The organism is Ensifer sp. Root423, assembly GCF_001426275.1.
Taxonomy (GTDB): domain Bacteria; phylum Pseudomonadota; class Alphaproteobacteria; order Rhizobiales; family Rhizobiaceae; genus Ensifer; species Ensifer adhaerens.
In genome coordinates, this window is the sequence record NZ_LMEG01000047.1 from 158,805 (window position 1) to 182,169 (window position 23,365).

Below are 23,365 nucleotides of genomic sequence, written 5' to 3' on the forward strand. Positions count from 1 at the left end.
ATCCCCTTCGTGGCGGGTCTGACGCCCCCCATCGCCACGAAGTTTGTGCAATGCAAATCGAGAATGCAAGCGCGAAAGCGCCCGCAGAAAATCAGGGCGGCGCAACGCATTCGCACGCCCGGACGGGCGTGCGAAACATTGGCCATCCTCGGTCAGACGATCGGCGGATTGATGCGGGCAAAACCCTCCTGGCGGTAGTAGGGGAAGTAGGGGTAGGCCGGCGTCGTTCGGCTCGCCGCGTCGAGTCGGGCGATCTGGTCCGCTGACAACGACCAGCCGACGGCGCCGAGGTTCTGGCGAAGCTGCTCCTCGTTGCGGGCGCCGATGATGACGCTCGAGACCGTCGGGCGCTGCAGCAGCCAGTTGATGGCGATCTGAGGGATCGTCTTGCCGGTTTCCTCCGCGAGCTGGTCGAGCACGTCGACGACATCGTAGAGCTTCTCATCATCGACCGGTGGGCCGAAGGCCGCGGTGTCGTGCAGGCGGCTGCCTTCGGGCCACGGCTTGCCGCGGCGGATCTTGCCGGTGAGACGTCCCCAGCCGAGCGGGCTCCAGACAAGAGCGCCGACGCCTTGGTCGGCGCCCAGCGGCATCAGTTCCCATTCGTAGTCGCGTCCAACCAGCGAATAGTAGACCTGGTGGGCGACGTGGCGCACGAGGCCGTGCTTCTCCGAGACAGCCAGCGATTTCATCAATTGCCAGCCGGCAAAGTTTGAGGCACCGACGTAGCGCAGCTTGCCGGCGGCAACCAGACTGTCGAGTGTCGAAAGCACCTCCTCGACCGGCGTTCCCGCGTCGAAGGCGTGCAGTTGCAAAAGGTCGATGTAGTCGGTGCCGAGCCGCTTCAAGGCATCGTCGACGCCCTTGACGAGACGCGTGCGCGACGTGCCGGCGTCGTTCGGTCCGTCGCCCATCGGCAATGCCATCTTGGTGGAGAGAAGCACGGCATCACGCCGGCCCTTGATGGCCGCGCCGAGCACGCTCTCGGACGCACCGTCGGAGTAAACGTCTGCGGTATCGAAGAGATTGACGCCGGCTTCGAGCGAGATGTCGATCAGCCGCCGGGCTTCCGCGGCGTCGCTGTTGCCCCAGGCGCTGAAGAGCGGCCCCTTGCCGCCGAAGGTGCCGGCGCCGAAGCTCAAGGCAGGCACTTTCAGTCCCGATGATCCAAGCCGTCTGTATTCCATGTCGTCAAACTCCTCGTTGGTTTTGTCTTTGCGAGAGCGGAAGTCCGCTCGCCCACCAGGAGAAGGTGGTATCGCAGCCATTTGCGATGTAGACCGGATGAAAGAACATCATTTGTGAGTTGAAGTCACATGTCGCGCTTGTCTATCAACCGTTCGGGGGAGATGGCGGTTTTCGCCAAGGCGGTGGAGCTCGGCGGCTTTTCGGCCGCCGCAAAGGTCTGCTGCATGACACCCTCGGCCGTCAGCAAGCTCGTGCAGAGGCTGGAGGAAAGGCTCGGCGTCCGGCTCATCAACCGCTCGACGCGGCGGCTGCAGCTGACGGCGGAAGGCTGTGCCTTCTATGAGCGGGCGGTGCGCATCCTTGCCGATATCGACGAGGCGGAGCGCGAGGCGGGTTCAGGCGAAACGCCCGAGGGCCGCGTGCGGCTAAACGTCAGCGCTTCCTATGCGGTGCATGTGCTGATGCCGGTGCTGCCGGAGTTTCTCTCGGCCTTTCCATCGGTCTCGCTCGATATCCTGCAGACCGACGCCGTGGTCGATCTGATGGCGGAGCGGGCCGACATCGCCGTGCGCGCCGGTCCTCTGAAGTCTTCGAGCCTGATCGCCCGCAAGCTCGGCAGCACGTCGATGACGATCGTGGGCGCGCCGTCCTATCTTCAACGGTTCGGCATGCCCGAGAGTGTCGGCGACCTCGAAGCGATGAACAGGCTGAGCCATAGCTATGCGCGTTCGATCGATGGTTGGCCGCTCCTGTCGAACGGGGAGCCTTTCACGCTGGCGCCGACGGAGCAGGTCCGCGTGAGCGACGGCGAGGGTTTGCGCCAGCTTACGCTCGCCGGTGTCGGGCTGGCGCGACTGCCCACGTTTACGGTCAAGGAGGATATCCGTTGCGGCCGGCTGACGGCGGTCGCCGAGCACTTGAACCCGGGCGACATCGAGGCATTCCATGCGGTGTTCCACGGGCAGGGTGGAGCCCTGCCGGCGCGCGTGCGGGTGGTACTTGATTTCCTGGCTAAGCGCGCGCGGATTTCATCGCCTTGAACGGCTGGTGCGTCGCTTCGGCCGGCTGGCCGCAGACGCGATTGCGGCCCTCGGACTTGGCGCGATAGAGCTCGTTATCGGCAAGTTCGATCAGGTGCTTCCAGCCACCGTTCGCGCTGCGGCCCTCGGCCACGCCAAAGCTGGCGGTGACGTTCAGCTTCCGTCCGTCGGCAAGGACGATCGGTTCGTGCGCGAGGTTGACCCTGATCCTTTCGGCAAGGGCAAGGGCGGACTCGATGCTGTCGCCGGGCGTGATCACGGCAAACTCCTCACCGCCGAAGCGGGCGACGAGATCGGAATTGCGCACGGAATTGCGGATGATGCGGGCGGTTTCCTGAAGCACGATGTCGCCGATCAGATGGCCGTGGGTATCGTTGATCTGCTTGAAATGGTCGATGTCCATCAGGATCAGACAGGCGTCCTGATCCTTGCCGTCCGTGTCTTCCGCGCCGCCGATCAGCTCCAGCGCGCGGCGGTTGAGCAGGCCGGTCAGTTCGTCGGTTTCCGCCTGGCGTTCGAGATGCTGCATCAGCAACGTGCGCTCGTCGAGGCGCTGGCGCAGGATGTCGATCGCATCGAACAGGCGCCCCATTTCGCCTTCTCCACCCTTGCCCTGAAGGCGCGCGATCGGGCGATCATTGGCAAGCTCGATGATGCTGTGGCGCGCAAGAAGCAGCGGTTCGAACACCAGCGATCGGGCGCGCCGCATCAAGATCAGCAACATCAGGAAGAGCGAGAAGGTCGCAAGGCTCGCCACGGCGAGCTTGATCGACGCGCGGGTCTTGTTGGCGGACAGGCGCTCGACGGTCGAATCCATGAAGGCGCGACGCAGATCTTCGAGCGGTTTCATCTTCGGGACGAAAAGGTCGGTGAGCTGTTCGGCGGTCATCGGGTAGTCGCCCGAGCGTTTACCGACGGCGACGATGTTGTCGATGATTGCAAAACCTTCGGCAAAGAACTCGCGGTCGATCTTGGCGAGATCGCCGATCTTCGACGGATCCAAGCCTGGAAGCGCGCCCGGCTTGCCGACGATCGCCCAGACCTCCTGCAGCCTGCCGCGCGTGCGCTCGCTGTCGGCCAGATTCTTGATCGCGAGCGGCTTGCCGACGGCAACGGGCGCCATGACGTGCGAGCCGAGGCGCCCTCCGTCCTCACGCAGATTGGCAAGCATCTGGGCTGCAAGGGCAATGCCCGCAAGGTTCGGGTCGGTGTTGGTCAGGCGCTGAATGTTCCAGTCGATCGCGGGGCGAAGCGCATCGATCACGCCGAACATGGCCTCGATCGTCGCTTCGATTTCGGCAAGGTTCCGCCGTTCCGGCGGAAGGGCCGCAATGCGATCGACTTCCGCACGCGCGAGTATCAGCCGACGATGGACCTCGACCAGGATGGGCGAAAGCGCGCCGGCCGGTTCGGAGCGGCTGGCATTGTCGATGTCGGCGGTGATCTGAGCCAATGCCGCGTCGCTGCGGGCACGAAACTCCGCCAGCCGCGCCTGGACAGTCGAGCCGGGCGCTACGCCAAGGCCGAGCACACCGTTGGACGGGCCACGTTCGGCCGAGAGGTAGTTTGCGGCGTCGAGGACGCGGCAAAAGGCCATGACTTCCGTCAGGTTGCGGCGCGCGACGACAAAGTCGCTATAGGATGCGGCGATGATTTCGGTCGCAAGAATGCCCGTGCAGGCAACGACGATCGCCACCAGCCATTGGAGCTTGCGTCGCAGGGCCTTGGCCGTACGCGCTTCCCCTACGCCCATCTGAGGGGACGCATAGGTGCTGCCCTTATTGCTCATTTGCGCGAAGTTGCTCCACTCACGTCGCCGCCCGTCTGCTCGACAATCGCGACAAATTCTTGCCACCCGACAAGAAACCCATCCGAAATCAGTGTGCTTGCCGCCCCTGCTATCGTATAAGATGTTAAATATGCTTGAAATACCCTGAAATACTAGGGGCTATTCCGCAACCGAGGGATGCGCCCGGCGCACGGCAGACCCCAGCTTTGCGGCCCCCGTATTCGCTTTCCGGTCCATGATCGCAATAAATCCTGCCCGCCTTCTTGCCGAAAGCGGGCCTGGACTTGGTTGGTCGTCATTTTACTTCAGCAACTCTTCACGGCAACGTGATCTGTGCTGCCGCCTAAAGCGCCGCGCGTCTTATCAGACGGGCTAAGGTCGCTGTAACACTTTGATTTTCTGCAAGTCTGTTCCCTTACGTCGAGGACGATTTAAGGAGACAAGCAGTCGTCTCAGCGCTTCGGCCCGACCAGTGCGAAGAGGGCGCCCTGCGGGTCGAGCGCCTGAACGATCCAGGCGCCTCCGGGGACCTCCATCGGCTCCAGCACGATCTTGCCGCCGCCAGCCTTGATGCGTTCGATGGCGGCATCGATGGCCGGTACGTTGATGTAGTAGAGCCAGTAAGGCGCGGGCACTTCCTTCGGCTTGGTCATCATCCCGCCGATCGGGGCGCCGCCATGGGCGAAGATCTGGTAGATGCCCATTTCGCCCATGTCCATGCCCTGGTCCTTCGTCCAGCCGAAGAGTTCGGAATAGAAGGGAAAGGCGGTGTCGAGGTCGCCCGAGGCAAGCTCGTGCCAGCCGATCAGTCCGGGCGCCATCGGGTCGGTGACCGGCGGCGGATCGCCCGTACCCTTGAAGATCGAGAAGACCGCGCCGTGCGGATCGGTGACGACGGCGAAGCGCCCTATACCCGGGATATCGTCCGGCGCCCGGTGCACCTTGCCGCCCTTGGCGGCGATGCTGGCGGCGCTCACGTCGACATCGTCGACGCCGACATAGCCGAGCCAGGCGGGCGGCACGTTCATTTCGAGCGCGCCTTCCGGCATGGTCATCAATCCCGCCACCGGAATCTCGCCGACGTTGAACAGCGTGTAGCTGATGCCGGCCATGCCGGCATCGCTGGCGGCCCAGCCGACCACGTCCTTGTAGAACGTCTCGGCGGCCGCCATGTCGGTGGTCATCAGTTCGTACCAAACGAATTTGCCGTGATCTGCCATTGCCTTCCTCCGGTTTTGCTCTGGCGCGGCGTATCTGGCGCCACTTGTTTGCCTGTTCGAATGAACTGTTGTCGGGTCAGCCTGACATGATGCATGGCCGAACAGCCAAGGCCGTCGTCAGCGCGGCTTTCAATCCCGACGTAGGTATTCCGCCGTCATCAAGTCTTTCCAGTTTCCGTCCGCTGTCTGCGCCTGCGCCGTCAGCAGCCGACGGGATGGCCCGGCAAGCGTGATGACGTCGCGGTAGCGCATGGTCCTGCCGGGGTTTTCGAAATCTGGCCCCTCGCAGTAGAGGGAGAGGGACGTGCCGTCCGCGTCCAGTTCTCCGTCATAGATCCACATGTGGCTCATCATCGAACCGACCCAGGTGCCGACGTAACGTTTTGTCTGCGGATTGAAGCCGAGCGTCATCAGCGTCTGGCCGAAACTGCCGCCCGGCATCGTTCCCTGACCCTCGCAGACGATCCAGAGGCCTTCGAGTGACCGGACATGCTCGGTCCAGGGGCCACTGCCATCGGGCTCGCCATCGGAGCCGGCCGCGCGAACGTGCCAGTCGCCCAGCAATTGCTCGAGCCAGCGGTGCGCTTCTTCCGGTTCTGCTCTCACGGGATTTCCTTCTTGACCGGGCGCAGACGTTCGGCCCGGCACGCGAGCGTTCTCAAAACGATTTTGCGGGCGAAAAGTTCCGTCCGCCGGGATGCGGACCTCAGCCCGCCTTGCGTCCGGGCTCCCGATCATATTCGTCGTGGCGGCGAACGAAGCTCATGGTCCCGTCCTCGTTGCGCCCCTTGGGTGCGCGGTCGAGCAGCATCAGTGTGCCCACGAGTTCCTCGAGCCCGCGGGCATAGGACGAATAGGTGTGGTAGATCGTGCCGTCCTCGCCCTTCTGGAAGGCGCTGAGACCGGGCAGTTCCTCATGCGCATTGGCGCTTTCTATGTCGGTGAAGTTGTACCCGACTTTGCCGCTTGCGAGCTCGTCTGGCGAAAAGGCCACGTGGAAGTCATGGTTGAAGCCGTTGCCTTCCGCCGAGACCCAGGGGAAATCCCACTCCATGCGTTTCTTGTAGGTTTCGATCTTTGCGAGCGGCGCGTTCGATGCGGCGACCAGCGTCACGTCGTGATGGTTGAGGTGCGGCAGCATGCCGGCGAAATGATCGACCAGGAAGGAGCAGCCGGGGCAACCGGCCTCCCAGGTGGGGCCGAACATGAAATGGTAGACCATGAGCTGGCTGCGGCCGTCGAAAAGCTCGGACAGGGATTTGCGGCCCGCCCGCGTATCGAAGACGTAGGTCTTTTCCATCTTCACCCAGGGCAAGGCCAGCCGGGCGGCATTGACCTTGTCGCGTGCGTGGGTGTGTTCCTTTTCCAGCGCAAGCAGATCTTTGCGCGCTTTCAGCCACTCTCCAGGCGATACCACTGCGTGATCCTGTCTCATGCCCGTTCCTCCTTCCAACGTTGCACTTGACTATTTACGTTGATATCAACATTAATCGGGCATGTCAAAAATGCCGCTTGTTTCGTTCGACACTACCCTGCATGTGAAGGACACCTGCCTCTGCCTGCATGTGCAACGCGCAGCGCGCGCCATTGCCCGCCGGTTCGACGAGGCGCTGCGCCCGCTCGATATCACCAACGGACAGTTCTCTCTCCTGATGTCGCTCAACCGCCCGGCGCCGCCCAATATGGGCTCGGTGGCGTCGCTTCTTGCCATGGACCGGACGACCTTGACGGCGGCGTTGAAGCCGCTGGAACGGCGCAGCCTGGTCGAAAGCTTCCCGGATGCCGACGACCGGCGGTCGCGGCGATTGCGGCTGACGACCGAAGGGCAGGCGCTGCTGGCGCGCGCCGTGCCGATCTGGCGGAACCTGCATGAGGCGCTCGATCCGGTGCTCGATGACGGCGGTTCGGACCGCCTGCGTGCCGATCTCTTAAGGCTGGCTTGACGCGCGGCCGGTCAGTCCTCGGACGGCTCTGGCGCGGGGCGCTCCTTGAGCACCTCGATCACCTCGGCGATCAAGGCAGAGGCCTGCCGCAGCCGTCGTTCGCCGAGTGCGCCGCCCAGGCCGTCCGCCCAGGCCGCCTGCCGCTCCTTGATGTCGTGCAGTGCCGTTTCTCCCGCCGCAGTCAGAACCATGAGCTTTGCCCTCTGGTGGGTCGGGTTGTCCCTGTAGGCGATCAGCCCTTCGGCCTCCAAGAGATCGGCGATGCGCTGCACCCCCTGGCGCGCAAGGCCGAGCGCGCGTGCCGCATCGGCAACCGACATCGGCGCATGGTTTGCCGCGGCCAGCACCTGCCAGCGGGCGCTCGTCTGTCCGGAAGGTTTGGCGAGTGCGTCGCCGGCCTGCGTCAGCGGGCCCGCTAGCCGCAGTACCGATATGGCGAACTCCGCAAAGGCGTCTCCGGCGGGTGTCCGATCGGGATCTTTCATGTTGACAGCACCACCGTCGTGTGAATGTTTGTATGACATCATGTTGTCATGATGCGGTCGTTTCAGCAAGTCAATTTAGCAAGGGAGATGAGAGCATGGCGAGAAGGACTTACAGCGGCGGTTGCCATTGCGGCAAGGTCAGATACGAAGCGACTTTCGATCTCGATGCGGGGACGACGCGATGCAATTGCTCGTTCTGTGGCAAGGCCCGCTACTGGGGTGCACAGGTCCAGCCGGAGGATTTTCGCCTCCTGTCACCGGAAGATCAGGTTGGGCTCTATCAGTTTGGCGCCAAGGTTGGCAACCACCGCTTCTGCCCTGCCTGCGGCATCGCCTCCTATAGCCATGGTTATGTCGAGGAACTCGGCGGCGCTTATTGCAGCATCAATGTCGCAACGCTGGACGATGTCGATCCGACGGTCCTGGCTAAGGTGTCGGTGCAATATCTGGATGGCCGGAACGACCGCTGGGATGAAACGCCTGCCGAATTCCGTCATCTCTGACGCGTGCGAGATCTCGCACCTATTTGACAATATATTGTCAATATGGCATATGGACTGCATGAGTTTCACCTGGCAGCATATCGCCTGCCGGGTGGGCGGCAATAGGGGGCCTGCCTGGCCCGCCACGCAGGAGCGACGGGTATGAAACTGACCTATAAGGGAAGCTGCCATTGCGGAAACATCCGCTATGAGGCCGACATCGACCTCGATGCCGGCACCGGCAAATGCAACTGCTCGATTTGCTGGAAGCGGCGCTACTGGGGGGCGGTCGTGAAGCCCGACGCCTTCCGGCTGCAGTGCGACGAAGCCAATATCGCTGACTACCAGTTCGGCAGCGACAGCGTGCATCACCGCTTCTGCAGGACCTGCGGCGTTGCCGCCTTCGGCCACGGCTATATCGAGGAGATTGGCGGCGCCTATTACTCCGTCAACCTCGCCTGCCTCGACGACCTCGATCCGGCGGTGCTGGCCGAAGCACCGGTGCAGTACATGGACGGGCGCAACAACAACTGGTTCCACGCGCCAGCCGAGACCCGTCACCTCTAAAGCCCACAGCGAAGCTGGTTACATCTTGCGAAATTCGAGGTGGTAGATGACCTCCTCGCCGGTTGCCGGGTCCACGCCCGGCGCGCCGTAGATCACCAGCTTATCCCCTTGCAGGACAAAGGGGCGGATCAGGTCGGAGACGCCCCAGGCCGGGTTCCAGCTTGCCTCGACATGATGGATGATCCGGCCGTCCTTGAGCGAATAGGAGCCGGAATAGGCGAGCATGGAGTCAAACAGTGCCGCCTTTTCGTCGTGAGACGGCACGAGTCCTTTGAGCTGCGGTCGATCGCGTTTCACCACAACGGCGGTCATCCGGCCATCGGGAAAGTACGAGAGATAGCCGATAGGATCGGGGCCCATGGCATCGGTGACTTCGCCAGTGGCGACGACCTCGCGCGTCCAGGAAAGCATCTTCCAGGTGCCGAGCAATCCAGACTCGTCCGCCATGACCCACCTGTTTGATTTTAGGATAAACTAAAATAGCAGATGCTTCCTGTCCGGCAAAGTCGGGCCGATCCCTAGGATGAGATCAAAGAAAAGGGCCCCCGACGCGCGGGAGCCCTTCGTTGTTTCTTGCGCCGCTCGGGCGCTGCCCGAACTTAGCTGGTCAGTGTTCGCCGAGGTCGCGCACAGCACCGCGGTCGGCGGAGGTGGCAAAGGCGGCATAGGCCTTGAGCGCCGTCGTCACCTTGCGCTTGCGCTGTTCGGTCGGCTTCCAGCCCTGGGCGTCCTGCTCAGTGCGACGACGGCTAAGTTCCGCCTCGTCGACGCGCAGGCTGATCGTGCGGTTCGGGATGTCGATGTCGATCATGTCGCCTTCGCGCACCAGGCCGATCGTGCCGCCATTGGCCGCTTCCGGCGAAACGTGGCCGATCGACAGGCCCGAAGTGCCGCCGGAGAAGCGGCCGTCGGTGATCAGCGCGCAGGCTTTGCCGAGGCCCTTCGATTTCAGGTAGCTCGTCGGATAGAGCATTTCCTGCATGCCCGGGCCGCCCTTGGGGCCTTCATAGCGGATGACGACGACGTCGCCGGCCTTGATCTCGTTGCCGAGGATCGCCTTGACCGACGCATCCTGGCTTTCGAAGACGCGGGCCGGGCCGGAGAACTTCAGGATGCTCTCGTCGACGCCCGCGGTCTTCACGATGCAGCCGTCGATCGCGATGTTGCCCTTCAAGACGGCGAGGCCGCCATCCTTGGAGAAGGGATGTTCGACCGAGCGGATGACGCCCTTTTCGCGGTCGGTGTCGAGCTCGTCCCAGCGCGCTTCCTGACTGAAGGCCACCTGGGTCGGGATGCCGCCCGGTGCCGCGCGGAAGAAGTTGCGAACGGTTTCGCTGGTCGTGCGAGTGATGTCCCAGCGGTCGATGGCGTCGCCGAGCGTGGCGCTGTGGACCGTCGGGCAATCGCGGTTGATGAGGCCGCCCTTCTCGAGTTCGCCGAGGATCGACATGATGCCGCCGGCACGGTGCACGTCTTCCATGTGCACGTCGCTTTTCGCCGGAGCGACCTTCGACAGGCAGGGAACCTTGCGCGACAGGCGGTCGATGTCCGCCATGGTGAAATCGACCTCGCCCTCGTGGGCGGCGGCGAGAATGTGCAGCACGGTGTTGGTCGAGCCGCCCATGGCGATATCGAGCGCCATGGCGTTTTCAAACGCCTTCTTCGAGGCGACCTTGCGCGGCAGCACGTTCTCGTCTTCCTGCTCGTAATAGCGGCGGGCGAGATCGACGACCAGGTGGCCGGCCTCGACGAAGAGGCGCTTGCGGTCGGCGTGGGTGGCGAGCGTCGAGCCGTTGCCGGGCAGCGACAGGCCGAGCGCTTCGGTCAGACAGTTCATCGAGTTGGCGGTGAACATGCCGGAGCAAGAGCCGCAGGTCGGGCAGGCCGAGCGTTCGATGACCTTGACGTCCTCGTCCGAGACGTTGTCGTCGGCTGCGGCGACCATGGCGTCGACCAGGTCGAGTGCATGCGTCTTGCCGTGCAGCACGACCTTGCCGGCCTCCATCGGGCCGCCGGAAACGAAGACGGCGGGGATGTTGAGACGCAGCGCCGCCATCAGCATGCCGGGCGTGATCTTGTCGCAGTTGGAGATGCAGACCATGGCGTCGGCGCAGTGGGCGTTGACCATGTACTCGACGCTATCGGCGATGATTTCGCGCGACGGCAACGAATAGAGCATGCCGTCGTGACCCATGGCGATGCCGTCGTCGACGGCGATGGTATTGAATTCCTTGGCGACGCCGCCAGCAGCCTCGATCTCGCGGGCGACGAGCTGGCCAAGATCCTTAAGGTGCACGTGGCCGGGCACGAACTGGGTGAACGAGTTCACCACCGCAATAATCGGCTTGCCAAAATCGCTGTCCTTCATGCCCGTCGCGCGCCAGAGGCCGCGGGCACCGGCCATGTTGCGGCCGTGGGTGGTGGTACGTGAGCGATAGGCAGGCATGGCATGTTCCTTCACGGACAAGGGGTATTGCTCGGGAATGGCGATCCCTGATCGCCACCGAAGGGGCTACCTAGCGCAAAATTGCGCGCGCGTCATCTTTTGCGTCAGATTATTTCGACGCTGCGCGCGCTGTCGCGCCAGGCTTTCGCCGCTTCGGAAATCAAATCTAGACCGCGGCCGGCGCCTTGGACAACACCCGCCGAAGCGCTTTACGGAAATCTTATGTCGAGCGCCTGAAGTCGCAATCGAAACTGGACGCCTGACGGGTCTAGCCTTGTCGCATCGAATAGGGATGCGTGCCATGTCTCTCCAGGATTTCAACATCAACCGTCATTTGCCCGGGGCTCTACGCGAGGTCGATGCGGGCCCTGAGCTCACCGGTGGCGAAAGGGCTCCGGAGGCGCTCGATGCGCTCATGCTGCGGCTCACCGGCGTTCGCCGCCTGCGCGAGCACCATGTCTGGGAGGCGGTGCGGGTGATCGCGGACCTGCCGGACCTGACGGCTGGAGAATGGCCGTCGCGTCGGTTCCGTGAACTGATGGCCGCCGATGCGCTGGTCGATGCCGTCATTCACCTGACGTCGGCGACCGAAGCGAAACTGTGCCTTCGAACGCTCAGTCACGAGTTCGGGCTGTGGACCTGCGCGCTGCGCTATCAACCAACCGGAGCCGGCCGCATCACCTTCAAGGCACGGCATGCCGACCTTGCCGCGGCGATCCTTGGCGCCTTCCTGCGCTCCTGCCGCGGCCATCAGCTTGCGGCTGCTGCCGGCCGTGGCCAACTTCCCACCTGAAGGATATTTCCATGAACATGCATTCGCTGCGCCTCGAAGGCGCGATCACGGCGCTCGTCACGCCGTTCCGGGACGGCAAGGTTGATGTCGTCGGCCTGATGTCGCTCGTGGAATGGCAGATCCGACACGGCATTTCCGGCGTCGTCGCCTGCGGCACCACCGGCGAGGCGCCGACGCTGTCGCGGGCGGAACGGGCCATGGTGATCGAACGCTGCGTCGAGGTGGCGGAACGCAAGATCCCGGTTATCGCCGGAACCGGCACCAACAGTACTGCGACGACGATCGAACTGACGGCGGAAGCCAGAACGCTCGGCGCCGACGCGGCGCTCGTCGTTGCGCCCTATTACAGCAAGCCGTCGCAGGAGGGGCTTTATCGCCACTTCGAGGCGGTCGCCCGGGCGGTGGATCTTCCCGTCATCATCTACAATGTGCCCTCGCGCACCGGGGTCGATCTCGCCGCGCGGACGATCGAGCGGCTGGCGGAGCTTCAAAATGTCGTCGGCATCAAGGACGCCACCGGCGACGTCGGTCGCTTCCTGTCTTCGTCGCCAGCTCTCAAGGCCAGGCTCATGCAGCTCTCGGGTCACGACCAGACGGCGCTGCCGTTCAATCTCTGCGGCGGTCACGGCACCATCTCGGTGGCGTCCAATGTCGTGCCGCGGCTGGTGGTCGCCATGCACCAGGCTGTCACGACCGGAAATGTCGCAGCGGCGCTCGCCCTTCATGAGCGGCTCCGCCCGCTGCTCACGGCGCTGGAGCGCGAGACCAATCCGGGGCCGGTGAAATACGCGTTGCACCTGGTGCGGGCGCTCAGCCCGGAGGTGCGTCTGCCGCTGACGCAGGTGGCGCCGGAGACGGCGGCCGAGATCCGCGCGGCGCTCGAACCGCTGACCGAGCTTCCAGCCTCCACTCAGATCGGCCGCGGGGTGCGCATCGCGCTTGCTGGCTGACGGTTCGTCATCGCACGGATCTGTCGTGCCCGATTGCCGCGGCGGCTCCCGCCGTCCGCATCCATCTCACCCGAAAGGAAAGACCATGTCCCGTTTCCCCCATCTTGCCGCGCGCGCCGCTGAGCGCCGGCGCGTCGAAAGCAGCGAGCGCGCCGAGCGCCTTCCGCCCAGGGACAGCGCCGTTCGCGATGCCTTTCTCGGTATCGGCATCAGGCTCGCCGTCGTCCTCGGCCTTGCCTACGGCATCCAGGCGGCACTTCCGTGGATTGCCGGCTAAGGCTTCGCTTTCGTCAAAAGGATTGTTCGATCATGGGCAGTATGCAGCAGATCCGTCGTGGTTTCCTGGCGCGCGCGCGTTTCGTCGTCGGCCGCGACCGGCACGGCTGGTGGGTCGTATCCGACCGCAAGGGTCTCGTCGGCGGCCTCTTTACCAATGAGAGCGCCGCAATCCATTTCGCCGTGGAAGCGAGCGACCGGCATCCGGAGGAGGTGTGTCGCGCGCCGGAAGGGGCGGCCATCGATCTTGATACGTTTTCGCGCAGGCCGAGGGCCATGCGACAGCGCCGGCGCGGCGCCTATGCCTGACGCCGCATCCTGATGCAGGCGTAAGGAAGAAACCCCACCAGCTCGGCGCTGGCGGGGTTTTCTCTTGTCGGGGTGCTGCGCTGGCGGACGCTCAGCCGAGCGAAGCGATCGCCTCGTCGATCAGCGCTACGATCTCCTTGGCGTGCGAGGCAAGGGAGGCGTGGCTGGCATCGAGCGTGATGATCTTCTTCGCCTTGATGCGCTCGGCCATCCATTGTTCGGTTTCCGGCGGGATCATGTGGTCGTGGCGCGAGACCTGGTACCAACTGGGCTTCGTCTTCCAGGCGGGAGCCCCGGCCTTGTCCTCGAAGCAACGCCCGGCGATCGGTTTCTGTGCGACCGCCATGACCAGTGCTTCGGTCTCGCTCAGGTCCTGGCCGAAACTCTCACGGAACGTATCCTGCGCCAGCCAGAGGAAGCCGTCCTTGTCGGGACGGATGCTGGCGGCGCCGGATGGCGGCTCGCGCCTTGCAAAGATGCTGCCGAGGCTGTCGCCTTCATCCGGCGCGAAGGCCGCGACATAGACGAGCCCGACGACGTTGGCCGCATGACCGGCGCCGCTGATAACAGCACCACCATAGGAGTGGCCGACGAGCAGGGTCGGGCCCTCGAGCGATTCGGCCAGCTTGCGGGTGCGCTCGACGTCGTCGGCAAGCGAGGTCAGCGGGTTCTGAACCGCGGCAATTCTGTAGCCCTTGGCGTGGAGCGGCGGAATGACGTGGCGCCAATGGGAGGCATCACCCCAGGCGCCGTGCACAAGCACGATGTTCTTGACTGCCGGCATGATCAGTTCCTTTCGCTCGAATGGAGAGGTGCTCGGTTCGGCATCACACTCGCTCGTGGTGAGGCGAGGCATGCTGCCCGTCGTCGGTTTTGGTGGGTTCCCTTGCTTTGCGCCTGGCGCGTGGCAAGGCGTTGAGATTGCGGACGTAAATTAGGGCGGGAAGGCGTGCGTTCCATGACGCAAACCACAAATTTTCGTGACGGAAGACCAACCCTGCGCGTCCCCGCAGGCGGTGGCCGCGATGGCAGGCCGATGGCGACAGGATGAGGAGAAGACGGGGTCCCAGAGCGGCGTATTGGGGCTACGGGGCATCGCTCTGGGACCGGTTGCGCCCAGGAGGCGGGCTGTGCTTCCGGGCGCATCGGCATCAAGTCACCGCGAAGCCGATTCGACAATGCGCCCCGGACCTTTGCCGGCCCCCGTCGGACCAAAGTCTGAGCGTTGGCTGTGGGCAACTTGGCGCACAGCGTTTTGATCAAGGCCGCGGCGAGCGGGCCGTTCGTCTGTTGCTGCCAGGAAGAAATCGAGGGAAACGAAAAAGGCCTTTCGATTTCTCGAAAGGCCTTTGAATTCGAATGGTGGGCGTGACAAGGATCGAACTTGTGACCCCTACGATGTCAACGTAGTGCTCTCCCGCTGAGCTACACGCCCATCCGATGTGGCGCATAGACCACAAAAGCCGTTGTCGCGTCAATAGGGTTTTCGAAGGTTTTTTGACAGAAATTTAGAGGCGGTGATTTTCCCCATGGGGGCGGCGTCGATGAGACACCGGCAAGACGCCGGATTTGCTGGGTTTCCGCTAAGGTATTGAAACGAAAAGACCGCCGGAGATCCCTGTGGATCGCGGCGGTCGGTTCTAAGTCGCATTCTTTACAGTCGCGGGACGTCGCGCCTGTGGAAAACTGCCTTGATCAGGCAGCAGCCAGCATCTTGTTGACCTCGTCGACGAGGTCACGCAGGTGGAAGGGTTTGGACAGTACCTTGGCATCCTTCGGCGCCTTGCTGTCGGGGTTGAGCGCAACGGCGGCAAAGCCGGTGATGAACATGACCTTGAGGTCCGGGTCGAGTTCCGTCGCGCGCCGCGCCAGTTCGATGCCGTCCATCTCAGGCATGACGATGTCGGTCAAAAGGAGCGAGAACGGTTCTTCGCGAAGCCGGTCGTAAGCGCTAGCGCCGTTGTCATAGGACATGACCTTGTAGCCGGCCTTTTCCAGCGCCTTCACCAGGAACCGGCGCATGTCGTTGTCGTCTTCGGCAAGAAGGATTTTCGCAGTCATGAATTGGGCCGTGCTTCTCTTTATTCAGTTCATTGCGCGTAGATTGCGGCGTTTTATCCAAACCGCAACGCGGTAAATATCTCGTGAACGCGGGACGTCAATTCCCCGGGATGCTGTGATTGGCCACTATGGACACAGAGCGGGCCAACTGGCAACATGATGACAATTGCAAGTACCGCATATGGTAAAAAAGGGTTCAGATGGGGGAAATTGCGGAGAGGGAACTGTTCGAGGTCCTTGAACCTCCAGTCCAGCGCATTCCCTTTGTGTTCAATTCGCCACACAGCGGCCGCTCCTATCCCCAGAGTTTTCTCGACCAGTCCAGGCTCGACGCGCTTTCGATTCGCCGGTCGGAAGACCACTATGTCGATGAGCTGTTCCAGAACGCGACGTTCCTTGGCGCGCCGATGCTGCTTGCGCATTTCCCGCGCGCCTTCCTCGACGTCAACCGCGAGCCATACGAACTCGATCCGCGCATGTTCGACGGGCCGCTACCGCCGCATGCCAATATCAGCTCGATGCGCGTCGCAGGCGGGCTCGGAACGATCCCGCGGCTGGTGGCCGAGAACATGGAAATCTATCGCGGACGGTTCCCGGTCGAGGACGCGCTGACGCGGATCGAGACCATCTACAAGCCCTATCACGCCACCTTGCGCAAGCTGATCGCCCGCACCCATGTGCAGTTCGGCCTCTCGGTGCTGATCGACTGCCATTCGATGCCGGGCAACGTGCATTTGCCGGGCAGCGCCCAGCGGCCCGACTTCATCATCGGCGATCGTTACGGTACCAGTGCTGCCGGTGAGCTTTCGCGCGCTGCGGTCGATCTGCTGCAGCAGCTCGGCTACAGCGTCGTGCGCAACAAGCCCTATGCCGGCGGCTTCATCACCGAGCACTACGGCCGGCCGACGCGCGGGCTGCATGCGCTGCAGATCGAGATCAACCGGGCGCTCTATGTCGACGAGGCGACGCTGGTGCGCAAACCTGGCTTCGGTGCGCTGGTTGCCGATCTCACGACCTTCATCGGCTCGCTTGCCCGTCACGTCGAGGACTACGGCGCTTACCTGCCGCTGGCGGCCGAGTAGCCTTTCCCAAAAACCAGGAACAACCGGCAAAGCGGGATGGCGTCCAGCAAGGTACTGGCGACGCTTGGTATTTTGCTGTCGGGGAGGTTCAAAAAAAACCGCGCCAACGGCGCGGTCAAGTCTAGGGAGGAAACACCCAAGGAGGGTATTTACAGTCACAGGTGACTGTAGGAAAACCATAATATTGCACTGCACAAATGTCAAGTTTGCCGGTGAAAACTTTTGCGTCGCGTCAAAAGTTTTTCAGCCGGAAATGGCGAATCAACCGATTGAATTCGCCAAAGCCGCGTTTGAAGTACGAAGCGGTCGTGGTGCAGTGCGAAATGCTCCTGCCCTGACGCCGACGACGCCCGCAGGTGGGCGTGCTCGGTCGTTTGCCTTTCGACAAATTTCGTCTATGCAGGACGTACCTTCCTCCATGTTTTCCTGAGAGATCGCCATGTTGCCTGACCGCGCCTTCTTCGATCGTCTTGCAGATGCCGCCAAGGCGGAAACCCTGCCGCGCTTTCGGATCGGGACCAGCGTGGTCAACAAGCTGGAGAGCGGCTTCGATCCGGTAACGGAAGCGGACCAATCGGCGGAAGCGGCGATCCGCGCGCTGATCGAGGCGCATTTCCCGGACCATGGCATTCTTGGCGAAGAGCACGGCAATATTGGCCTCGACCGCGAGTATGTCTGGGTCATCGACCCGATCGACGGCACGCGCGCCTTCATTTCCGGCTTGCCGGTCTGGGGCACGCTGGTCGGCCTCTATCGCAATGGCGATGCGGTCATGGGCCTGATGGACCAGCCTTTCACCGGCGAGCGCTATTTCGCCGACGGCACGAAATCGGTCTACCGCGGGCCGGGTGGCGAGCAGGTGCTTTCGACCCGCGCCTGCAGATCGCTTGACGACGCGGTGCTTTTCACCACCTCGCCGCATCTCTATTCCGGCGATCTCAAGACCCGCTATGAGACGGTGCAAAGCAAGGTGCGGCTGTTCCGCTACGGCTGCGATTGCTACGCATTCGCGCTTCTGGCCGCCGGCCATGTCGATCTGGTAATCGAATGCGGGCTGAAGCCCTATGATGTCGGCGGGCTCATCCCTCTGATCGAGCAGGCCGGCGGCATCGTCACCAACTGGCAGGGCGGTCCGGCGGAAATGGGCGGCGAAGTTATTGCTGCCGGCAATGCCGAACTGCACGCGCAGGCGCTGGAAATCCTGGAGGGCTGATCCGCCCTGCGCCTCGCGCGGCAGGTGCAGATATCCGTAAAATCAACGTGTTACAGTGACCTTTGCGCGTCTGATAGGACGTGCGGCGCTGTCGCGAGCGATCGCTTGCTTCAGGCGGCGCTGGTTTCGCGCGCGTCGCCTTCTTCGGGGATGACGAAGGCGAGGATCGCTGCCATCGCCTGGGCGCGGTAGCGGTCCGCCTCGTGCAGCAGCTCGTGTCGGGCGCCGTCGATCGGGATCATCTGGGCGGCGCGGAAATTGCGCGCCAGCCATTCGACGGCGATATGGGGTACCAGCCGATCGGCCGTCGGTGCCAGGATGATCGTCGGCAGGGTGATGCGGGTCAGATGCTCGCGGCGGATGACCCGGCGCATGGCGTGGAAAGCCTCGCTCAGCCAGCGCGCCGTCGGGGGCCCGAGCCTAAGTTCCGGATGCGCATCGGTTAGCGCGATGTTGCGGGCGTAGCGGCGGCGATCGGCCGTCAGCACGTTGTTTTCGAAGGGGCGGTTGCCCTTGTCGGGGTGTGCCGGCAGGGCGCCGAGACCGACCAGCCGCATGAAGGTCGCAACCGTCGCGATGCTCTTTTCGCCGAGCGCCTGGCCGCCAAGGCCGACGAAGGGTGCGAGCACTACAAGCCGATCGATGCGGCTTGCCAGCATCGGGGCGAGGGAGAGGGCAACGAGAGCGCCCATGGAATGGGCGACGATCGAGAAGGGCAGGCGGGTATCGGGCAGCACGATCTGTTCGAGGAAGGTGCTGAGGTCGCGCTCATAGTCGGAAAAGTGGTCGACATAACCGCGTCCGGGGTGCGCCAGCAGCCGCTCGGAGCCGGCCTGGCCGCGCCAGTCGAAGGTGGCGACCCAGAGGCCGGCCGCAGTCAGATCGGCAATCGTCTCGAAGTACTTCTCGATCGATTCGTTGCGGCCCTGCAGCAGAACGACCGTGCCGCGCGCCACCGGCTGCTTCGTCTTGAAGATCGCATAGCGGATCTTGCGGCCGCCGATGCCATCGAAAAAGCCAGCGACATGATTGTCCGGGATCGGATTGTCCGGTGTCGCGTGGAGGATCGAGCTCATGGGGTCGTGGCCGGAGGTGAAAGCGTGTTGATCGGTAGCATCAAGGGATAGGCGGCAGGGTCTTCGCCGTCAAAGAAAAAAGCCGGAAACGGTGGGTGAAATCCGGACGATCACCGTTTCCGGCCGCTGAAGGGGAAGGGACATGTCACTTCAGCCTGGGCGTTGCGGCCCAGGATTTTGTTTTAGTCCCGCCGGGCTGAACGGAAGCCGAAGCCGGCGTTCATGTCGGGTTCACGGAAAAATCGTCGGCGGGGGCGTCTTGAAGTCGTCAAATCGCCTCCCCAAATCAGGGTCACGGGCGCCGAAGACGGGTCCGTTCACCGGTCTTGCCACTGCCAGAATGGGGTGGCCGACCAGACATCGCAAAAGTTGCTCCAAGGAGGACACCATGCGTCACTTCGATTTCTCTCCCCTTTACCGCTCCACCGTCGGATTCGACCGCCTGTTCACCATGCTCGACAGCCTCGGCCAGCCGGGTGAAGCCCAGACCTATCCGCCCTACAACATCGAGCGCACCGGCGAAAACGCCTACCGCATTACCATGGCCGTTGCCGGTTTCGACGAGAGCGAGCTTTCGATCGAGGCGCGTGAACACACGCTGACGGTCAAGGGCGAAAAGGCCGAGGACAAGGGCGAAGAAAGCCAGTTTCTCCATCGCGGCATTGCCAAGCGCGCCTTCGAGCGCCGCTTCCAGCTCGCCGATCACGTGGAGATCAAGTCCGCTTCGCTGAAGAATGGCTTGCTGCACATCGATCTTACCCGCGAGATCCCGGAAGCCGCCAAGCCCCGCCGGATCGAGATCGCGTCGGTCGCATCGCAGCCGAAGCAGATCGAGGCTCAGACCCTCTGAACATCACGCCCGAACAGGGCATGAAATAGACCTCCCACAAAGAACGGCGTCCTCTACGGGCGCCGTTTTTTGTTGTCGGATCAATCAGGGCTGGGCCGGTACCGGCATGGCGGAAGCCGCCGCTTTCCTTGCTGCATAGCGCTGTGCAATCACCGCGCAGGCCATCAGCTGGATCTGGTGAAACAGCATGACGGGCAGCACGATCGCGCCGATGTTCTGGCCGGCGAAGATGGCGCTTGCCATGGGGACACCGCTCGCAAGGCTCTTCTTCGAGCCGCAGAAGGTGATCGCGATCTCGTCGGCCTTGTCGAAACCGAGCAGGCGGCTGCCATACATGGTGACGGCAAGCACGAGTGCCAGCATGACGATTTCGATGACGACGAGCACGCCGAGATCGGTCAGAGAAAACGTCTGCCACAGGCCGGAGGTGACCGCCTGGCTGAAGGCGAGGTAGACGACCATCAGGATCGAGCCGCGATCGACCGGCGCCAACAGTCCCTTGCGGGCGCGGATCCAGTTGCCGATCACGGGCTGCAGCATCTGGCCGATGACGAAGGGGGCAAGCAGCTGCAGCAGGATCTGCTTGACCGCATCGAGCGTGACGGTGCCATGGCCGCCGGCGGAAAACAGCAACCCGACGAGCAGCGGCGTCAGGAACATGCCGAAAATGTTGGAGGCCGACGCCGAGCAGATCGCGGCCGGCACATTGCCACCGGCCATGGAAGTGAATGCGATCGACGACTGCACCGTCGAGGGCAGCACGCAGAGGAAGAGGATGCCGGTATAGAGCGACTGCGGCAGGATCGAATCCGGCACGAAGCCGATCGCAAGGCCGATCAGCGGGAAGAGCACGAAGGTCGAGGCAAGGATCGTCAGGTGCAGGCGCCAGTGCAGGATGCCGGCGATCACCACGTCGCGCGACAGGCGCGCGCCGTGTAGGAAGAAGACCATGCCGACAGCCACCTTCGTCGCCAATCCGAACCATTCGGTTGCCTCGCCATGGATCGGCAGGACGGATGCAAGCAGCACCGTCGCCAGAAGCAGGATCGTGAAGGTATCGGGAAGGTAGCGGCGCATATCAGCTCACTTGCTCGTTAACGAACGTCTTGCGGGGATCGCTCATTGTGAAGCAGGATGCAAGGAATAACAGTTATCACGAAATGAGATGAGCTATGTTGGATCTCGTGCAGTTGCGCAGTTTCGTCGCCCTCGAACAGATGGGCAGCTTCACGCTTGCGGCGGAAAAACTATCGCTCGGGCAATCGACGGTCAGCCAGCATATCCAGCGGCTCGAAGCCTCGCTCGGACGCACGCTCGTCGACCGCGATACGCACCGCGTTTCGCTGACGGCAGACGGGCAGGCGCTGCTTGCCCACGCGCGCTCGATGCTGGCGATCGACGGCGAGGTCCGGGCGCTGTTTGCCGAAAGCAGTTTGCGCGGCCGTCTCCGCCTCGGGGTCTCCGAGGACTTCGTCATGAGCCGGCTGCCGGCGGTGCTGGAAGACTTCGTCCGCGCGCATCCGTCGGTCGATCTGGAACTCACGGTGGCCTTGAGCGGCGTGCTCTACCAGATGCAGGACAATGGCGAGATCGATCTGGTGCTTGCCAAGCGCAGGCTCGGCGACCTCAGAGGCGAGCTCGTCTATCGCGAACCGCTGGTTTGGCTCGCGCGCGATCCCGAGAGGATCAAGCGCGACAAGGTGCTGCCGCTGATCGCCTTTCCGCCGCCGAGCATCACCCGCAGCGTCGCGCTCGAAGTGCTCGACCGTCACCGTCTGCCGTGGCGGATCGTATGCACTTGTGGCAGCCTCAGCGGCCTGACGGCGGCGGCCCGTGCCGGCATGGGCGTGCTCGTGCAGCCGCGCAGCATGGTGCCCTCGGGGCTGAAGGAAATCCCGGCCGGGCTCCTGCCGCCGCTCGAAGACGTGGAATTCGTGCTGGTGCCGAGCAAGGGCGTCGACCGAAAGCTGAGTGCGGCGCTCTCGGTCGAAATCCTCGCCAATCTGAGGACCCTGCAAGGGCAGTCTTGAAGGCAGGGCTGATACCGATACTGCTCAGCAGCTGGCGACGAAGCGGTCGACGTCCTCGGCCTTGGTCGCAAAGCTGGTGACGAGGCGATAGAGGCCCTCGTTCTTAGCAAGCTTGCCCTCGAGGTCGTGCGGCACTGGCCAGTCGTAGAAGACGGCGCCATCCTGCCTGAGCTTCGCCGCCACATCCTTGTTGATGATGGCGAAGACCTCGTTGGCATCGGCCTGCCAGGCAAGCCGGCTCGTCTTTGCGGCGGCAATGCCCTCGGCCAGGCGTGTGGCCATGGCGTTGGCGTGACGGGCGAGATTCAGCCAGAGATCGCCGGCGAAATAGGCGTCGAACTGCGCCGAGACGAAACGCGACTTGGAGAAAAGCTGGGCGGAGCGCTTGCGCAGGAAGTGCATCTCGTGGGCCTTGGAGAGGTCGAACAGCACCAGCGCCTCGGCGCACCAGCAGCCGTTCTTGGTGCCGCCGAAGGAGACGAGGTCGACGCCGCGCTTCCAGGTCATTTCGGCGGGCGTTACGTCGAGGCTGACCAGCGCGTTGGCGAAGCGCGCACCATCCATGTGCAGCGGCAGCCTGTGTCCCTTGGCGACGGCCGAGATCGCTTCGATTTCGGCGAGCGAATAGACCGTGCCGCTTTCCGTCGCCTGCGTCAGCGATACCGCACTGGGCTGGCCGCCATGGACGTTATCGAGCGGGAAGCGCCGGATCTCGGCTTCAAGGCGGGAGGCCTCCATCTTGCCCCGCGGTCCGTCGACGGGTTTCAGTCGGGCGCCATGCGAAAAGAATTCGGGCGCGCCGCATTCGTCGGCGATGACATGGGCCTCGCGATGGCAGAAGGCGACGCCGCCGGCGCGGTTGGCTGTTGCCAGTGCCAGCGAATTGGCGGCTGTTCCGGTGCCGACGAAGAAGACGGCGACGTCCCTTTCGAAGATGTCCGCGAACTTCTTCTCCACCTTCCGGTCAAGCTCGCTGGTGCCATAGGCCGACGCGTAGCCGCCGGCATGGGCCATCAGGCTTTCGGCAATCGCGGGATGGGCGCCAGCCCAGTTATCAGACGAAAAAATCATCACTTCTCACCCTGTTTCACCGTCAATTCGACGGCTTTTGCCGACCTTAGCCGAGTTTATAGCCGGATCAATCACGGTCAGCGGCCGAAAGGCCAACAGGAGACCAGTTTGAAACCAAAATGAAGAAAACGACGATATGCCGTAATTTAATTATAAAAGCCGGAAATTTCCGGCAATGTTCGGCAAAATCTTCTCCATTATTTGCTGATATGCCTCTTGCAGAGGGGGGTGGTTTCTGGCATAGAGCACATGAAATAGGACAGGTTTGCTGTCCTATTTCGGTCTAGGGACCGGAACAATCGCCGTGAGTGCCTAAAAAAGTGGCATCCGGCGTGCGAAGCGGGAGGATTGGCCGGATTTCATCCGGTTGTTATCGCCTGCCGTCAGGATGGTCGCAGACATCAGTGCCTGATGATGCCGTGCTTATTTGCGACCTGATCAGGATCATGAGACGATGAGTGCCCCGGCTTTTCGGCGTGTCTTTGCACGCAACG

At 63.0% G+C, this 23,365-nt stretch carries 25 protein-coding genes and 1 tRNA gene; 12 read left to right on the forward strand and 14 right to left on the reverse strand.

Features of this window, described 5'->3' with window-relative positions:
* Positions 1 to 152: 152 nt before the first annotated feature.
* The gene (locus tag ASD01_RS33870; RefSeq protein ID WP_034786838.1) at positions 153 to 1,187 is read right to left on the reverse strand and encodes an aldo/keto reductase; all 1,035 of its coding nucleotides are present in this window, start codon (positions 1,185 to 1,187) and stop codon (positions 153 to 155) included.
* Positions 1,188 to 1,316: 129 nt separating this feature from the next.
* On the opposite strand from ASD01_RS33870, the gene ASD01_RS33875 reads away from it, so the two are divergent.
* A complete protein-coding gene (locus ASD01_RS33875; RefSeq protein ID WP_034786836.1) occupies positions 1,317 to 2,228 on the forward strand; it encodes a LysR family transcriptional regulator in 912 nt (303 codons plus the stop codon).
* Here the strand turns inward: ASD01_RS33875 and ASD01_RS33880 are convergent.
* The 4 genes from ASD01_RS33880 to ASD01_RS33895 form a co-directional block, all read right to left on the reverse strand.
* Positions 2,200 to 4,017 carry a GGDEF domain-containing protein gene (locus ASD01_RS33880; protein ID WP_064817010.1) on the reverse strand — a complete coding sequence of 606 codons (1,818 nt, stop codon included), beginning with the start codon at positions 4,015 to 4,017 and terminating at the stop codon, positions 2,200 to 2,202. The two genes, ASD01_RS33875 and ASD01_RS33880, sit on opposite strands and share 29 nt — an antisense overlap.
* Positions 4,018 to 4,469: 452 nt before the next feature.
* On the reverse strand, positions 4,470 to 5,237 hold the full coding sequence (locus ASD01_RS33885) for a VOC family protein (RefSeq protein WP_034786835.1): 768 nt from the start codon (positions 5,235 to 5,237) through the stop codon (positions 4,470 to 4,472).
* Positions 5,238 to 5,366: 129 nt separating this feature from the next.
* Entirely contained in the window at positions 5,367 to 5,843 is a 477-nt protein-coding gene (locus ASD01_RS33890; protein WP_034786833.1) for a DUF1579 domain-containing protein, read from the reverse strand.
* A 100-nt stretch (positions 5,844 to 5,943) separates the two neighbouring features.
* On the reverse strand, positions 5,944 to 6,672 hold the full coding sequence (locus ASD01_RS33895; protein ID WP_034786831.1) for a DUF899 domain-containing protein: 729 nt from the start codon (positions 6,670 to 6,672) through the stop codon (positions 5,944 to 5,946).
* A 61-nt stretch (positions 6,673 to 6,733) separates the two neighbouring features.
* Here ASD01_RS33895 and ASD01_RS33900 point away from each other — a divergent pair, with 61 nt between their 5' ends.
* Positions 6,734 to 7,180 (forward strand): MarR family winged helix-turn-helix transcriptional regulator, encoded by a 447-nt coding sequence (locus tag ASD01_RS33900; protein ID WP_034786829.1) that lies wholly within the window; start codon positions 6,734 to 6,736, stop codon positions 7,178 to 7,180.
* An 11-nt stretch (positions 7,181 to 7,191) separates the two neighbouring features.
* On the opposite strand, the gene ASD01_RS33905 is transcribed toward ASD01_RS33900, so the two are convergent.
* Positions 7,192 to 7,665 carry a MarR family winged helix-turn-helix transcriptional regulator gene (locus ASD01_RS33905; RefSeq protein ID WP_034787245.1) on the reverse strand — a complete coding sequence of 158 codons (474 nt, stop codon included), beginning with the start codon at positions 7,663 to 7,665 and terminating at the stop codon, positions 7,192 to 7,194.
* Positions 7,666 to 7,760: 95 nt separating this feature from the next.
* On the opposite strand from ASD01_RS33905, the gene ASD01_RS33910 reads away from it, so the two are divergent.
* Both ASD01_RS33910 and ASD01_RS33915 read left to right on the forward strand, forming a co-directional pair.
* On the forward strand, positions 7,761 to 8,168 hold the full coding sequence (locus ASD01_RS33910) for a GFA family protein (RefSeq protein ID WP_034786827.1): 408 nt from the start codon (positions 7,761 to 7,763) through the stop codon (positions 8,166 to 8,168).
* Positions 8,169 to 8,309: 141 nt separating this feature from the next.
* The gene (locus tag ASD01_RS33915; RefSeq protein ID WP_034786825.1) at positions 8,310 to 8,714 is read left to right on the forward strand and encodes a GFA family protein; all 405 of its coding nucleotides are present in this window, start codon (positions 8,310 to 8,312) and stop codon (positions 8,712 to 8,714) included.
* Between the two features lie 18 nt (positions 8,715 to 8,732).
* Here the strand turns inward: ASD01_RS33915 and ASD01_RS33920 are convergent, their stop codons facing one another.
* Positions 8,733 to 9,161 (reverse strand): lipocalin-like domain-containing protein, encoded by a 429-nt coding sequence (locus tag ASD01_RS33920; RefSeq protein ID WP_034786824.1) that lies wholly within the window; start codon positions 9,159 to 9,161, stop codon positions 8,733 to 8,735.
* Between the two features lie 160 nt (positions 9,162 to 9,321).
* On the reverse strand, positions 9,322 to 11,160 hold the full coding sequence (gene ilvD, locus ASD01_RS33925; RefSeq protein ID WP_034786822.1) for a dihydroxy-acid dehydratase: 1,839 nt from the start codon (positions 11,158 to 11,160) through the stop codon (positions 9,322 to 9,324).
* A 301-nt stretch (positions 11,161 to 11,461) separates the two neighbouring features.
* Here ilvD and ASD01_RS33930 point away from each other — a divergent pair, with 301 nt between their 5' ends.
* The 4 genes from ASD01_RS33930 (at position 11,462) to ASD01_RS33945 (ending at position 13,488) form a co-directional block, all read left to right on the forward strand.
* Positions 11,462 to 11,953: a hypothetical protein gene (locus ASD01_RS33930; protein WP_034786821.1), complete on the forward strand. Its 492-nt coding sequence runs from the start codon at positions 11,462 to 11,464 to the stop codon at positions 11,951 to 11,953.
* An 11-nt stretch (positions 11,954 to 11,964) separates the two neighbouring features.
* Positions 11,965 to 12,903, forward strand: coding sequence for a 4-hydroxy-tetrahydrodipicolinate synthase (dapA, locus tag ASD01_RS33935; RefSeq protein WP_034786819.1), 939 nt, complete (start codon positions 11,965 to 11,967; stop codon positions 12,901 to 12,903).
* Between the two features lie 85 nt (positions 12,904 to 12,988).
* Positions 12,989 to 13,180 (forward strand): hypothetical protein, encoded by a 192-nt coding sequence (locus tag ASD01_RS33940; protein WP_060530585.1) that lies wholly within the window; start codon positions 12,989 to 12,991, stop codon positions 13,178 to 13,180.
* A gap of 32 nt (positions 13,181 to 13,212) precedes the next feature.
* On the forward strand, positions 13,213 to 13,488 hold the full coding sequence (locus tag ASD01_RS33945) for a hypothetical protein (protein WP_051659088.1): 276 nt from the start codon (positions 13,213 to 13,215) through the stop codon (positions 13,486 to 13,488).
* 91 nt (positions 13,489 to 13,579) lie between these two features.
* Here ASD01_RS33945 and ASD01_RS33950 read toward each other — a convergent pair whose 3' ends face one another.
* The 3 genes from ASD01_RS33950 to cpdR1 all read right to left on the reverse strand — a co-directional run bounded on the left by ASD01_RS33950 (position 13,580) and on the right by cpdR1 (position 15,549).
* Positions 13,580 to 14,272, reverse strand: a complete 693-nt coding sequence (locus ASD01_RS33950) for an alpha/beta fold hydrolase (protein ID WP_034786814.1) — start codon at positions 14,270 to 14,272, stop codon at positions 13,580 to 13,582.
* 576 nt (positions 14,273 to 14,848) lie between these two features.
* Positions 14,849 to 14,923 (reverse strand) — tRNA-Val (locus tag ASD01_RS33955).
* Positions 14,924 to 15,183: 260 nt separating this feature from the next.
* Entirely contained in the window at positions 15,184 to 15,549 is a 366-nt protein-coding gene (gene cpdR1 / locus ASD01_RS33960; protein WP_034786813.1) for a response regulator CpdR1, read from the reverse strand.
* A 200-nt stretch (positions 15,550 to 15,749) separates the two neighbouring features.
* Between cpdR1 and ASD01_RS33965 the strand changes: the two genes are divergently transcribed.
* Positions 15,750 to 16,631: an N-formylglutamate amidohydrolase gene (locus tag ASD01_RS33965; protein ID WP_034786810.1), complete on the forward strand. Its 882-nt coding sequence runs from the start codon at positions 15,750 to 15,752 to the stop codon at positions 16,629 to 16,631.
* Positions 16,632 to 17,070: 439 nt separating this feature from the next.
* Positions 17,071 to 17,844: a histidinol-phosphatase gene (hisN, locus tag ASD01_RS33970; protein ID WP_034786807.1), complete on the forward strand. Its 774-nt coding sequence runs from the start codon at positions 17,071 to 17,073 to the stop codon at positions 17,842 to 17,844.
* A gap of 110 nt (positions 17,845 to 17,954) precedes the next feature.
* Here the strand turns inward: hisN and ASD01_RS33975 are convergent, their stop codons facing one another.
* The gene (locus ASD01_RS33975) at positions 17,955 to 18,920 is read right to left on the reverse strand and encodes an alpha/beta fold hydrolase (protein WP_034786804.1); all 966 of its coding nucleotides are present in this window, start codon (positions 18,918 to 18,920) and stop codon (positions 17,955 to 17,957) included.
* A 388-nt stretch (positions 18,921 to 19,308) separates the two neighbouring features.
* Here ASD01_RS33975 and ASD01_RS33980 point away from each other — a divergent pair, with 388 nt between their 5' ends.
* On the forward strand, positions 19,309 to 19,770 hold the full coding sequence (locus ASD01_RS33980) for an Hsp20 family protein (protein ID WP_034786801.1): 462 nt from the start codon (positions 19,309 to 19,311) through the stop codon (positions 19,768 to 19,770).
* Positions 19,771 to 19,854: 84 nt separating this feature from the next.
* On the opposite strand, the gene ASD01_RS33985 is transcribed toward ASD01_RS33980, so the two are convergent.
* Entirely contained in the window at positions 19,855 to 20,847 is a 993-nt protein-coding gene (locus tag ASD01_RS33985; protein ID WP_034786798.1) for a bile acid:sodium symporter family protein, read from the reverse strand.
* Between the two features lie 95 nt (positions 20,848 to 20,942).
* Here ASD01_RS33985 and ASD01_RS33990 point away from each other — a divergent pair, with 95 nt between their 5' ends.
* Complete coding sequence (locus ASD01_RS33990) at positions 20,943 to 21,800, forward strand: LysR family transcriptional regulator (RefSeq protein ID WP_034786796.1); 858 nt, start codon at positions 20,943 to 20,945, stop codon at positions 21,798 to 21,800.
* A 24-nt stretch (positions 21,801 to 21,824) separates the two neighbouring features.
* On the opposite strand, the gene ASD01_RS33995 is transcribed toward ASD01_RS33990, so the two are convergent.
* On the reverse strand, positions 21,825 to 22,871 hold the full coding sequence (locus ASD01_RS33995; protein ID WP_034786793.1) for a threonine aldolase family protein: 1,047 nt from the start codon (positions 22,869 to 22,871) through the stop codon (positions 21,825 to 21,827).
* Between the last annotated feature and the right edge of the window lie 494 nt (positions 22,872 to 23,365).